The organism is Suttonella indologenes, from assembly GCF_900460215.1.
GTDB lineage: Bacteria > Pseudomonadota > Gammaproteobacteria > Cardiobacteriales > Cardiobacteriaceae > Suttonella > Suttonella indologenes.
In genome coordinates this window covers 1680189-1692114 of the sequence record NZ_UHIA01000004.1, presented here as the reverse complement: position 1 = coordinate 1692114, position 11926 = coordinate 1680189, and the positions used below count along the sequence as shown (strand labels likewise).

Genomic DNA, 11926 nt, shown 5'->3' with positions numbered 1-11926 from the left:
GGTGAGGCATACAAGCTGCAAGTGTCTTAATCCCGATGTGTGGGGCGGTTGTTCCAACTGTGATGATCGGCTTGCGCGTCTTAATCCCCGATGTGTGGGGCGGTTGTTCCAACTGACTGCCTGTTTTTTTCTCCTTGCTTTTCAAATGGTTGAAAGGCGCTTTAGCTAAATTTCTTTTTTGCCAAAAGGAGTTTTTCATGCTGTCGAGTTTTCAATGACTTAGCTTTGTGTCGGAAGAACGTTGAGGCGCGCTATTTTAAAGGCTGTTTGCGCGCCGTTCAAGGGGTGTTTTATGTTTTGTGTTTTAAATATGGCGATGGGGTTTCCGGAAAGTTGCCGAGGCTGATGCCTGTGCCTAGGCTGGGTTTGCCTAGGCGGTAGAGTTTGCCGGCGAGAGGGTAGGCGCGTAGGTCGTCTTTTTTAGGGTCTAGGTTTTGCATGAGTTGTTCGAGTGTTTCTATGAGTTGTGTTTCATTGCCTTGGTATAGAAAGGTGCTGTTTTGCAATGAGATGGCGATGTCTGTGAGTTGGCGGTGGATTTTTTGCAGACGGCGTTTGTCTGTGATGTCGTAGGCGATTATCCAGTTCATGATGTTGTTTCGCTGTTGTTTGTTTTGTCGATGATGTGGAGGTGGTCGCTGTTTCTGTCGTGGGCGGGATCTAGGGTTTTGAGTAGTTGGCGGCAGCGGTGGTGGATTGGGGGCGCAGTTGTTTGGCAAGTTGTTCGTAGTCTTGGTAGAAGTGTTGGCGGGCGGTTTTGTTGATGCTGCAATTGTTGGCGGTGATGCGAAAGTCTTGGGCGCGGTAGCGTTGTTGTTTGATGTGTTGAATGATCCATTGATCGTATTGCGGGCGCAGGGCTTCGATGAGGTCGCAGGCGAGGGATTCGCGTCCGTGTTCGGTTTGGTGGTAGTAGCCGATGTAGGGGTCAAGTCCGCAGAGGTGTAGGTGTTTGACGGTTTCAAAGTGTAGCAGGGTGTAGCCGAGAGAGAGGAGGCTGTTTACTGGGTCGCGCGGTGGGCGGCGGTTGCGTCTGTAAATTGCAGATTGCGCGGAATGATGTGCTGCCATGCGGCAAAAGTATTGGGCTGCCGCCGCGCCTTCTATGCCGCGAATTTGGGCGATGCTTGGGCTGTGGCTTATGTGGGAGAGGTGTTGGGTAATGGATTTGATGTGGCGGTAAATGGGCGGTTGGCGGTATTGATGAAGGTGTTCCAGTTGGGCTTGGAGTTTTTCTTGGCAGATGTGGCGGGATTGTTGTAGGCAAAAGTCAGGGTTTGGGCTTGGGTGTATTGGTGTTGGCGGCGTTTTCCATCTAGTTTCCAATTGGGCATCAATAGGCAGGGGGCGGCGGTTTCTGCCGCTTAAGATGACGATGCCAATGCCGTGTTCGCCGAGTTTGCCTAGGCTGTGTGCGCTGAGTTGAAGGTCGCCATGTATGCAGAGGCGTTCGATGAGTTTGAGGGGAAGGGTGTTGAGGTGTTGTTCGTTTTCGCGAATGACCTAGGGCAGCGCGTTCTATGCTGAGGCTAAGGTTGCGGCGGTCGATATAGAGGGTGCTCATGTGTTGTCCTTTAGCTGATGATGAAATAGTCTTGGCGCAAGGGGTGGGCTATGCCGTAGTGTTTGGCTTTTTCGGAGTCGGTAATGAAGTAGTGAAGGCTGTCTTGTTCGGTGATGAGTTCGCTGATGTCGTTGCAGAGTTGTTGTTGCTCGTGGGGGTGGAGGTTGCATTCGTAGAGGGATTTTTGCCTACCTGTGGCATAGGATTGAAGCAGGCGGCGGATTTTGGCTTGGCGTTTGGGGCAGCTGATGTCGTAGATAAAGAGGTAGTAGTGGCGCATGGGTTTCCTTATGTGTTTGTTGTGGTGTTTATTTATGCCGTGATGGTAAATTTTTTTGAGTAGAAAAATTTGTTTTTATCGAGTTTGTTTAAGCTTTGTTTTATGATGCGGTTTTCAATAAGGAGCTGGATATGACGGTTTGGTTTGTTTCGCGTCATCAGGGCGCTATAGACTGGATTGCTGAACAGAAGCTTTGGCAGGTGGATAGGGTGGTGCCGCATTTGGCGGTGGAGGAGATTAATGCCGGCGATGTGGTTTTGGGGACTTTGCCTGTGCATTTGGCAGCGCAGGTTTGCGAGCGCGGTGCGCGGTTTTATTTTTTGCAGATGCCGCAGTCTTTGGCGATGCGCGGTAGCGAGTTTTCAGCGCAAGAGATGCGTGAAGCGGGGGCAAGTTTGCAGGCTTTTGATGTGCGCAAGCTGAAGGCATGATGTTGTGAGGAGGGCTGGAGATGCTTAGATTGGCGGCAAAAGAAAGGAAGATCGATGCAGCCTCATAATTTGCCGAGCGATTTGCCGATTGCCCGTTATCGTTTTGGTTTTTTGCTGCATCAAGCCGTGCAATTTCCTGCTTATGCCGGCTCTACTTTGCGCGGTATTTTTGGGCATGCTTTGATGAAATATATTTGTACTTGCAGACAAGATCCGCATCAAGATAATTGTTTTTATAGCCGCGTTTTCAGTGTGCCGCCGAGTCAGCGTCTTGATCGCAGTCAGAGAAATACGCCGCCGCCGCCTTATGTTATCGAGCCGCCGCTACAGGGAAAAACGCATTGGCAAAGCGGCGAGATATATCGTTTTAATCTTGTGCTGATTGGCGAGGCGCGGCATTATCTGCCGCTGATTAGCTATGCTTTGCAGCAGGCTTTTAATCATCAAATCGGTAGGCAGAAAAGTCGTGCGGAGTTGATTGAATTGGCAGTAGAGCATCAAGATTCTTGGTATCCTATTCTCAAAGATAGGAATATTATCCGGCATCATAATAGCATCAGCTTGCCAGAGAGCTATCCAGAGCATATCTGTCTGAATTTTCTAACACCTGTGCGTCTACAGCAGCAAGGCAAGGTCGTTAAAGAAGAACATTTTAGTGCAGACCAAGTGCTGCGGCAGGCGATGCGGCGCAGCTCAAGCATCGCTCAGCTTTATTTTCCTCAAGCGATAGAGGCCGACTATGCCGCTCTTGCTAGGCAATGCCAAGATGTTGTTTGGCAGAGCCAAGTCCGATGGCAGGATTGGACGCGTTATTCCAACCGCCAACAGCAGCATATGAGTTTAGGTGGGCTTATCGGGGAATGTCGGTTTAAAGATATTCCGCCTGAACTGAGTGTGTTTTTGCATTTGTGCCAGTGGCTGCATATCGGCAAAGAAACGGTTTTTGGTTTGGGGGCTTATCGCTTGAGAAAACTAGCGAATGATTGAAATTTATACTATCATCTTTTTAGAATGCTATAGTTTAGATGTAAAGTTTTAAGTTAATAATTTTTGATATATTTTCATTTTAACCAAGGAGATGATATGAGTACTTTGATTAGTTTTTTAGGTAAGCAAATGAATGGCTACCGTGAAACGGAATATGAGTTAAATAATCAATTTTTTACCACTAAATTTATGGGAGCCGATTTAACACAAATAATAAAACCTAAAAAATTATTGCTGATTGGTACAGCCGGTAGTATGTGGGATGTATTATTTGATCACTACGGCACTACAGATGAAAGGTTATTGGAATTAATTGAAAAATCTAGCCAAAATGAAGTTGATGAAAACTTCTTACAGGCATTCACACCTGAGTTAGAGCAGAAATTGGGTTGTGAGGTTCGCTGTATCGTGATTGGATATGCACGTGATAGTGTGGAGCAAATTGCTATTTTGCAAAGAATTTCCAGAGAATTATGTGAAAATGAATGTATTTCACTCGATGTTACTCATGGCTTTCGACATTTACCTATGTTGGCATTGGTTGCGGCGCGTTTTTTGAAAAGTATAAAAAATATTCGTACTGAACATATTTATTATGGCGCGTTTGAAATGAGAAATGAGAATAACCGTACGCCGGTAGTGGATTTGAGCGGTATGCTGACCATGTTGGATTGGGTAGATGCGCTTTCTGCTTATAAACAAAGCGATAATTATGCCGCATTTATCCCATTGTTAGATTCGCATAATGGTCAATTATTGAAGGAAGCTGCTTTTTTTGAAAATATTAACCAAATGCAATTTTCGCGTTCATCGTTGAAAGAGTTTAATAAAAATTTACAATCAAATCAAATTAATAATCTATTTTTACCATTGGTAAAAAATGATTGGGTGCAGAGACTTCAATGGGTGAAAGAGAAAGGTCATTATGAACGCCAGTTGTATTTGGCGAAACGACACTTGGAAAATGGCAATTATCTACAAGCCAGTATTTTGAGTAATGAAGCATGGATTTCTAAAAAAATTAAATTTAATAATCAAGATCAAAATGTTCATGGTTTACGTGATAAAGCAAAGGATGAATTGAAGAAGACTCTTAATTCAACGGGTAAAAAATTATTTAACGAAATTTCTGCTATTCGTAACGCAATGGCACATGGTACAAAGCCAGATAATGCTGATATTTTACCAATTTTGAATAACCAAGAAAAATTACATCAAAAACTAAAAGATATTATTCAATATATTGAAACATGGGAAATATAATCATGAGTTTACGAAAAATTGATTTAGCCGCACCTGTGTTTGATAAAGACAGCAAAATTATTACAACAGATTCAGGGCAGCACTCTACTGAAATAGCATGGCAAAGCATTTCATGTGAATTGGTAACGCCTATTCACGGTGGTGGCGTTGAAGCAAGACACAGTGATGCGGATTTACCGATTCGTGTGGCAGCGATTCGCGGACAGTTGCGTTTTTGGTGGCGTTTGTTGACGCAACATAAATGGAAGCTGAAAGATATTCGCAAAGCGGAATTTGCTTTGTGGGGCGGTATGAATGATGGCGATGAGGGCGGAGGTCATGCGAGTTTGGTGTTTTTGCGGGTGGAAATGGAAAATAAACTCCAAAAAGCCTTGCTTTCAGACTACGCTAAAAATATCAATGATACATTAGGTTATGCCTTATTTACCGCCAGAAGCACCCGAACTGGCTTGCCTGAAATGAAGTTGGGTAAAGAAGGTTTGCGTTGGAATTTGCAATATTGCTTTGACCAAAAAATCAGCGATGAACAAAAAGAACAAGTTTTAGAAACCCTACGCTGGTGGGCGACTTTGGGCGGTATTGGTGGACGAACGCGACGCGGTTGTGGCGTATTTACCGTGCAAGGCTTGAATTTGGTTTCAGAACAGGAAATGCGTGATTTGGGTTGTCAAATCTTGCATTCAGGCAGCCTAGAAAATAATGCCAAAGCCGCGTGGATTGATGCGATTGATGCTTGGAAAGAAAAACGCCGTGAGCATAAAGAGGCATTTCGAAAATTACTTGGCAAAAATGATGAACATTCGCGTCATTTGGCAACGGTGTTTAGTCGCCCTGTTTATAACGGTTCGCAATGGCGTGCTATGGTGCTGATGTTGCCCAATAGCAGCCAAGAAGTGAAAAACATTTTAGGGAAAACAAAATGAATTCATATGTTTTAATCCTGTCTGTAGGACCGGTGCAAGGATTTATTGCTTCGGCGCGGCGCAGTCGTGATTTGTGGGCGGGGTCGTGGTTGTTGTCGGAGATTGCCAAAGCAGCGGCGCAAAGTTTGCTAAATAGCGGTGCGGAAATGATTTTCCCTCATGCAGAAGAAAACAAGCTGCCTGAAAATGTGGGCAATAAAATTCAGGTTATCATCAAAAATAAATCTCAAGAAGAGCTGTTGAATATTGCCAAAGAAGCCAAAAAAGCCGCAGAGGATTTTTTTGTTAAACAAGCTGATGATGTTTTTGAAAAAATCGGTAAACAGTTGCGCCAAGAGCTTTGGGATAATCAAAAAAACGATTATGTGGAAGTGCAATACGCGTGGGCAAAAATGGCTGATGAGAAAGAATATGTTTCAGCCAGCCAAAAAGCCGCCGCCATGTTGGCAGCGCGTAAAGCCACTCGTGATTTTGCTCCATCACTTAATAAAGTGAATTTACCCAAATCATCGTTAGACGGTGCGCGTGAAACCGTGCTGCCTGAAAAAAACAGTTCTTTGTTACGCAAAAAATTAGGGTTGAGCCAATCGGAGCAGCTGGATTGTGCAGGTGTGGTCAAGCGTTTATGCGGTAATCCGGAGCAATTCACCGCCATCACTCGCGTGGCGGCAGAGAGTTGGATTGCTGAAGTCAAACACCATGCCGATTTTGAGCAAGTGAAACAAGCCTATGAAGAATTGGTGAAAAATGGCTTGGCAACACGCGTTTTAGGCAATCATCAAATTTATGCGGATTTTCCGTATGACGCGCAATTTTTATACCCTGCACGTTTGCAAGCAGCTTACCCAAACTGTGACGATGCCGATAAACCATTATTGGACAATTTAAAATATGCTTTAAAAGCAATTTGGAAAGCACATGGCGAGCCATGCCCTTATTTTGCCATGTTGTTGGCAGACGGCGATCGCATGGGGGAATTGCTGGATAAAGCAGAAAAAATAGAACATCATCAATCTATCACTAAACATTTATCCGCATTTGCCGAAGGTGTTCCCCAAACCATGCAAAAACATCAGGCGCAATGTATTTATGCGGGTGGCGATGATGTGTTGGGTTTGGTGCCGCTCAATCAAGCCCTTAAGTGTGCCGAAGCACTGGCAGAAAAATTTTCAGCTAGTTTGAAACCAGTTGCCGATGGTTTGGGGGCAGAAAATCCGCCTACCTTATCGGTGGGTTTGGCAATTTGCCACATCAATACACCATTGGGCAATATCCGTGCCTTGGCAAAACGCGCCGAAAAAGAAGCTAAAGGCGATAAATACCCCAAAAAAACACAGCGTAATGCTTTGGGCATCACATTGGCGGTGCGCGGCGGTGCGACTGTAGATATGCGTTTGCGTTGGGATGATACATCTGCATTGGAAAAATTCAGGTTCTGGCAGCAGGCTTATCAAGAAAAAACCATCAGCAGCCGTATTGCTTATGATTGTCGTGAAATTTTTACGGCTACCGATTTTCCCACACCCAGAGATGAAGCCTTGTTGGAAAAAATCCGCATGGCTGAATTGATGCGTATGTTGGAAAAAGCCCGTACTCATGACGGTAAAAAAATAGATGCTGTCGTGAAAACGGAATTGGAAAACCGCCTCAATGCTTTGCAAGACTTAAACGCCCTTGCTACCGAGTTAATCATCGCCCGCTGGCTGGCGGCCAAAACCCAACGCGATTTAGGGAGAGAACATTCATGAATTATTACATCATTGACGCGCTTTCGCCGTTGGTGTTTCGCAGTGGCAAACCCTTTGGCGCACAGTCGGACACAGACGACATCATGTTTCCTTTGCCCAGCGCGGCGGCGGGTTTGATTCGCACGGTGTCGGCGCAGCAGCAGGACGGTTTTTCAGGCAGCTACGATGTAGCGGCTTTGCAAAATATTGCGGTAAACGGTTTGTTTTTGGCGAAATTGGACGATTCAGGTAGCTTGAAACAGGTGTTTGTGCCCAAACCAGCCGATGCTCTGTATCTTAAAAATAAAGAAACCGATCGTGTGCAATTGCTGCGTTTGTCGCCACAAAAAGTGCCTGAAGATTGTGGTTCGGATTTGCCGCATGATTTGTTGCCGGTGCAGATGGCTTCTTCTATCAAAGGCAAACCGCAAAGCGGTGCGGCATTTTGGGATTTGGCGGATTTTTTGGCTTGGCAGTGTGATGGTCAATCATTATCTTATGAGGATATTCAAAAAAATGGCGCAAATCACTTGCCTGTAGAAGTGCGCAGCCATGTGGCGATTGATCGTGATACGTTAGCCGGTGAAGACGGCAAACTGTTTCAAAGCGCTGCCTACGATTTTGCCAACACGCGATGTGAAAATCATCAAGGCTGGCACGAAGAGCGTTATGGCTTTGTGATTGCCGCGGCAGAATCATTGAATGATGATTTGGTGCGTTTTGGTGGTGAAGGACGTTTATCGCGCTTAGAGAAAACCGAAGTTCCTAAACAGCTTTTCAGGCAGCCTGAATTTCAACAAACCAATGGTTTGAAATTGACTTTATTGTCGCCAGCCGTGTTTGAACAAGGCTGGTTGCCCGATTGCTTGGATAAAGACACGCTCACCGGCACATTGCCCCAAACCGATATTCGCGTGAAATTGCGGGCGGCGGCAATAGACCGTTGGCAGCCTGTATCGGGTTGGGATTTGGCAAAACATCAACCCAAGGCCATGCGAAAAGCGGTGGCGGCGGGTTCGGTCTATTGGCTGGAAATTTTAGAAAATCAATGTCTTGATGCCAAAGATGTTACCGTATTAAATTATCAATCTCTTTGTCAAAATGAACAAGACCGTTTGGACGGTTTTGGTTTATGCCTTATTTCTGCTTGGCAATTACCTGAATAAAAGGAAAAAATTATGGAAAACCGTTTATATCATTTACACACTTTATCAGCTTTGCACGTTGGCACAGGGCAAGGCGTGGGCGCGGTGGATTTACCGATTGCGCGTTCTCGTGCAAGCAATTTGCCGATTGTTCCAGGGTCGGCGATTAAAGGCGTATTGCGCGATGAGTTCGGCAATGAACATTGCGAACACCATTTATCCAAAGAAAATGTGAAAATCTTATTTGGTGCGGAGAATAACGATCCTGCACATGCAGGCGCGGTGGCATTTGGCGATGCACAATTATTGCTGTTGCCTGTGCGTTCGTTTGCGGGGACGGTGGCGTATGCGACTTGTCCATTTATTTTAAAGCGTTATCAGCGTGATGCTAATTTATCATTTGCCATTCCTGAATTGGATAAGCAAGCCCAAGTGATTTCAGACAGCCTACTGTTGCTGGGCGATAAAATTGCGCTGGAAGATTTGGATATGGACGCACAAAAAAATGCTGTTGTTAGCGAATGGGCGCAAGCCATCGCCCAAGCTATTTATCCTGATGATGAGACTTGGCAGGCAGAATTGACGCAGCGTTTTGTGGTGTTGCCTGATGATGTGTTTTCCTTTTTGGCAGATACTGCCACAGAAATCCGTATGCGAATCAAAATTGACCAAAAAACACGCATCGTTCAAAACGGCGCATTGTGGTCGGAAGAAAATTTACCCTGTGAAACCGTGCTTTGGGGTGTGTTCGGCGTTGGGGCATCACGCGATAAAAACAATCCAAAATCTGCCCAAGAATTGAATACGCTGCTGCCTGAAAAAGCATTAAACATTCAAATCGGCGGTAAACACACGGTGGGTCGTGGTTTGTGCCGTTTGTTGATGAAATAGGGGGAGAATATGAGTCAAATCCGTTCCCAAAAATATGCGCAGGCAGCTTATCCTTTGGTCGCACGTATAAAAAGACGTGAATTAGAAGCCAAGTACCGCACCTTGGCATTGACCTTCCCCAGTATGATTTTGCAATCAGGATTAAGCCAAGCAGTGGGATTTTTGCTGGCAAAAGGCAAAGATGAACACACGCAATTATTGGCACATTTGGCGGAATTATTAACAGGTAAAGACGATGGTCAAGCCCTGCACAGTCATATTCTGCAAGCCAATATCAGCGAATACCAATTGCTCACACGCAAAGCATTGGACGCGGCTTCATGGTTGAAACGCTACACCCAAGCTTTGCTAGAAAAGGAAACATCATGAACTTAATGCGAAATCATTTGCGCGATTTAATTGCGCCGCAGGGTCGGCTTTCAGGCAGCCTGAAAAGCGCACATGCAGGATTGTTGATGCAGCGCGGTTTAAGTGTGTGGGATTCCGGCGAAAGCAAAGAATGCAAACAAAATTTGATTGAACGTGTCAGCAAAATTTCAGCCAGCAAATTATATGAGTTAGCCTATGAACGCTGGTTGACACACAGCCAAGACGAAAAACGTTTTGCCTTTACCGCCGCCAAAATCAACGGCAGACTGTACACGGGATTGAGCAGCGCGACCGCTTTGGAAACGGGCTTGACTACGCACCATACTTACGGCATGCCGATGTTGGCAGGTTCCAGCGTAAAGGGGGCGGTGGCGGCATTTGCCGAACGTATTGGTTTGCCTGAAAACATCCGTCAGGTACTGTTTGGCGATGAAGACAATGCAGGCGCATTGATTTGGCATGATGCCTGGTGGATTCCCAATAGCGGCAAGCCATTTGTCGGCGAAATCGTTACCACGCACCACCAAGATTATTACAATGGCAAGCAAGCTGTTGCCGATGAAATGGAAAGTCCTATTCCCAATCAGCAAATTGCCTGTCAAGGCAGTTTCTATTTTGTGGTGGAATGCGGCGAAGATGGCGAAGCTTGGGCGAATTTTGCCAATAATTTGCTCTTTCAAATGTTGCAAAATCAAGGCATGGGCAGCAAAACAGCTTCAGGCTATGGCTATTTTGAATGCGATGAACAGCAAATGCGCAGCATCAAAGAAAAGAAAGAACAGTTAGCAGCTGAAAAAGAACAGCAAGCTAAAGAAGCAAAATTGGCAAATCTGCCAAAAGCCGAAGCTTTAAAAGCAAAATGGTGCGAAAAATTAGGAAGCGGCGAAAAATTCCAGTCAAATGATGATAAAGGGCAGAAACTATTTGAAGAGCTATTGAAAGATCTGAACGCCATATTTGAAGATGAGACTGTAAAAACGGAAGAAAAAGCCGATTTGATTAAATTTTTCTCTCCTCAACAATTAAGAGAGAAATTTGCTCAGCATGACTGGATTAAAAAGAAAGGAAAACCGGAAGGAAGATTGAAAAATATTTTGGAATCCATTTCCTTGTGATAAAACAGATTTTATAGTCATATCCAAAAGAATATCGTAGTTTTATAGTCAATTCTGTCATGAATTGACTATATACGGTTTTTTGTTTTGGAGAGTTGAGAGGAACGGTAATATCTACCCGATTGAAAAATAATTAATTTTTCCATTAATTGACTATGCATAAGGCAGCCGACAACAATGTATTATAGTCGAAGAATTGAAAAAATATTACGGCGTTGGCTCGCCTTGCCGTACTATCTGTACTGTCTGCGGCTCGCCGCCTTGTACTACTTTTCCACTTCTCCGACTATATCTTTATTTAAACAACCATAAAAACAACGACAAAATCCTTGAACAACACATAAACAGCCTTTAAAATAGCGCGCCTCAACGTTCTTCCGACACAAAGCTAAGTCATTGAAAACTCGATAGCATGAAAAACTCCTTTTGGCAAAAAAGAAATTTAGCTAAGACGCCTTTCAACCATTTGAAAAGCAAAGAGAAAAAACAGGCAGTCAGTTGGAAAAACCGCCCCACACATCGGGGATTAAGACATTTGTTAATGATTTTCCCTGCGCCAAGGCGTGCAGTTGGAAAAACCGCCCCACACATCGGGGATTAAGACCCATAATTTGATACGAGTATCCCCACCATTCTTGGTTGGAAAAACCGCCCCACACATCGGGGATTAAGACAAGCCAATTGCCAGTGATGCATTTGTGCGCCCCCGTTGGAAAAACCGCCCCACACATCGGGGATTAAGACAGAAGTCTTTTACCGAAGGCATCTTGTGAATAGTTGGAAAAACCGCCCCACACATCGGGGATTAAGACTTTGCAATGGGCGATTTTCTCTTTTATCACATCAGTTGGAAAAACCGCCCCACACATCGGGGATTAAGACTGGTAAGTAACATCACCTTTCTTAGAGGTTACATGTTGGAAAAACCGCCCCACACATCGGGGATTAAGACGAGTTGTCCCTTGCCATTGTCAATATAGCCGGCGTTGGAAAAACCGCCCTGATGATATTGACCGTAATGGCGGGTTGGAAAAACCGCCCCACACATCGGGGATTAAGACAATGCTGATATTTTTTGTTCAATATCTGGTTTGTTGGAACAACCGCCCCACACACCGGGGATTAAGACTTGACTAGTTTCATGTTGTTCTCCGTAAGTAAATGTTGGAACAACCGCCCCACACATCGGGGATTAAGACAAATTTTTTCTTTAACCTCTTTTTTGTTTTTT

13 protein-coding genes and 1 CRISPR repeat array (1 of these 14 running past the window's edge) are annotated in these 11926 nt (G+C 44.8%); of the genes, 9 read left to right on the top strand and 4 right to left on the bottom strand.

Annotated elements, in window-relative coordinates; translation table 11 throughout:
• The 4 genes from DYC63_RS13020 to cas2 (DYC63_RS12305) all read right to left on the bottom strand — a co-directional run.
• On the bottom strand, positions 1-199 hold a 199-nt coding region (locus tag DYC63_RS13020; RefSeq protein WP_218564633.1), incomplete at its 3' end, for a hypothetical protein.
• 91 nt (positions 200-290) lie between these two features.
• Positions 291-590 carry a CRISPR-associated endonuclease Cas2 gene (gene cas2 / locus DYC63_RS12315; protein WP_115218020.1) on the bottom strand — a complete coding sequence of 100 codons (300 nt, stop codon included), beginning with the start codon at positions 588-590 and terminating at the stop codon, positions 291-293.
• A gap of 70 nt (positions 591-660) precedes the next feature.
• Positions 661-1455, bottom strand: coding sequence for a CRISPR-associated endonuclease Cas1 (cas1, locus tag DYC63_RS12310; RefSeq protein WP_342769733.1), 795 nt, complete (start codon positions 1453-1455; stop codon positions 661-663).
• Between the two features lie 119 nt (positions 1456-1574).
• Positions 1575-1844, bottom strand: a complete 270-nt coding sequence (gene cas2, locus DYC63_RS12305; RefSeq protein ID WP_115219461.1) for a CRISPR-associated endonuclease Cas2 — start codon at positions 1842-1844, stop codon at positions 1575-1577.
• A 131-nt stretch (positions 1845-1975) separates the two neighbouring features.
• On the opposite strand from cas2 (DYC63_RS12305), the gene csx16 reads away from it, so the two are divergent.
• The 9 genes from csx16 (at position 1976) to cmr6 (ending at position 10695) form a co-directional block, all read left to right on the top strand.
• Positions 1976-2275 (top strand): CRISPR-associated protein Csx16, encoded by a 300-nt coding sequence (gene csx16, locus DYC63_RS12300; protein WP_115217427.1) that lies wholly within the window; start codon positions 1976-1978, stop codon positions 2273-2275.
• A gap of 54 nt (positions 2276-2329) precedes the next feature.
• Entirely contained in the window at positions 2330-3262 is a 933-nt protein-coding gene (gene cas6 / locus DYC63_RS12295) for a CRISPR system precrRNA processing endoribonuclease RAMP protein Cas6 (protein WP_115217426.1), read from the top strand.
• Positions 3263-3358: 96 nt separating this feature from the next.
• Positions 3359-4525 carry a TIGR02221 family CRISPR-associated protein gene (gene csx2 / locus DYC63_RS12290; RefSeq protein ID WP_115217425.1) on the top strand — a complete coding sequence of 389 codons (1167 nt, stop codon included), beginning with the start codon at positions 3359-3361 and terminating at the stop codon, positions 4523-4525.
• A 2-nt stretch (positions 4526-4527) separates the two neighbouring features.
• Positions 4528-5448 (top strand): type III-B CRISPR module RAMP protein Cmr1, encoded by a 921-nt coding sequence (gene cmr1, locus DYC63_RS12285; protein WP_115217424.1) that lies wholly within the window; start codon positions 4528-4530, stop codon positions 5446-5448.
• Positions 5445-7196 (top strand): type III-B CRISPR-associated protein Cas10/Cmr2, encoded by a 1752-nt coding sequence (gene cas10 / locus DYC63_RS12280; protein WP_115219460.1) that lies wholly within the window; start codon positions 5445-5447, stop codon positions 7194-7196. The genes cmr1 and cas10 overlap by 4 nt, the downstream gene beginning before the upstream one ends.
• Positions 7193-8341 carry a type III-B CRISPR module-associated protein Cmr3 gene (cmr3, locus tag DYC63_RS12275; protein ID WP_115219459.1) on the top strand — a complete coding sequence of 383 codons (1149 nt, stop codon included), beginning with the start codon at positions 7193-7195 and terminating at the stop codon, positions 8339-8341. The genes cas10 and cmr3 overlap by 4 nt, the downstream gene beginning before the upstream one ends.
• Positions 8342-8353: 12 nt before the next feature.
• On the top strand, positions 8354-9211 hold the full coding sequence (gene cmr4 / locus DYC63_RS12270) for a type III-B CRISPR module RAMP protein Cmr4 (RefSeq protein ID WP_115219458.1): 858 nt from the start codon (positions 8354-8356) through the stop codon (positions 9209-9211).
• Between the two features lie 9 nt (positions 9212-9220).
• Positions 9221-9580 (top strand): type III-B CRISPR module-associated protein Cmr5, encoded by a 360-nt coding sequence (gene cmr5 / locus DYC63_RS12265; RefSeq protein ID WP_115219457.1) that lies wholly within the window; start codon positions 9221-9223, stop codon positions 9578-9580.
• Positions 9577-10695 carry a type III-B CRISPR module RAMP protein Cmr6 gene (gene cmr6, locus DYC63_RS12260; RefSeq protein WP_115219456.1) on the top strand — a complete coding sequence of 373 codons (1119 nt, stop codon included), beginning with the start codon at positions 9577-9579 and terminating at the stop codon, positions 10693-10695. The genes cmr5 and cmr6 overlap by 4 nt, the downstream gene beginning before the upstream one ends.
• A gap of 497 nt (positions 10696-11192) precedes the next feature.
• Positions 11193-11926: direct repeats of the CRISPR family, unit length 36 nt; unit sequence GTTGGAAAAACCGCCCCACACATCGGGGATTAAGAC (it continues 179 nt past the right edge of the window).

Coding starts and splice junctions, on each gene's coding strand:
- cas2 (WP_115218020.1), bottom strand. CDS start 590: ATGAACTGGATAATCGCCTACGACATCACAGACAAACGCCGTCTGCAA.
- cas2 (WP_115219461.1), bottom strand. CDS start 1,844: ATGCGCCACTACTACCTCTTTATCTACGACATCAGCTGCCCCAAACGC.
- csx16 (WP_115217427.1), top strand. CDS start 1,976: ATGACGGTTTGGTTTGTTTCGCGTCATCAGGGCGCTATAGACTGGATT.
- cas6 (WP_115217426.1), top strand. CDS start 2,330: ATGCAGCCTCATAATTTGCCGAGCGATTTGCCGATTGCCCGTTATCGT.
- csx2 (WP_115217425.1), top strand. CDS start 3,359: ATGAGTACTTTGATTAGTTTTTTAGGTAAGCAAATGAATGGCTACCGT.
- cmr1 (WP_115217424.1), top strand. CDS start 4,528: ATGAGTTTACGAAAAATTGATTTAGCCGCACCTGTGTTTGATAAAGAC.
- cas10 (WP_115219460.1), top strand. CDS start 5,445: ATGAATTCATATGTTTTAATCCTGTCTGTAGGACCGGTGCAAGGATTT.
- cmr3 (WP_115219459.1), top strand. CDS start 7,193: ATGAATTATTACATCATTGACGCGCTTTCGCCGTTGGTGTTTCGCAGT.
- cmr4 (WP_115219458.1), top strand. CDS start 8,354: ATGGAAAACCGTTTATATCATTTACACACTTTATCAGCTTTGCACGTT.
- cmr5 (WP_115219457.1), top strand. CDS start 9,221: ATGAGTCAAATCCGTTCCCAAAAATATGCGCAGGCAGCTTATCCTTTG.
- cmr6 (WP_115219456.1), top strand. CDS start 9,577: ATGAACTTAATGCGAAATCATTTGCGCGATTTAATTGCGCCGCAGGGT.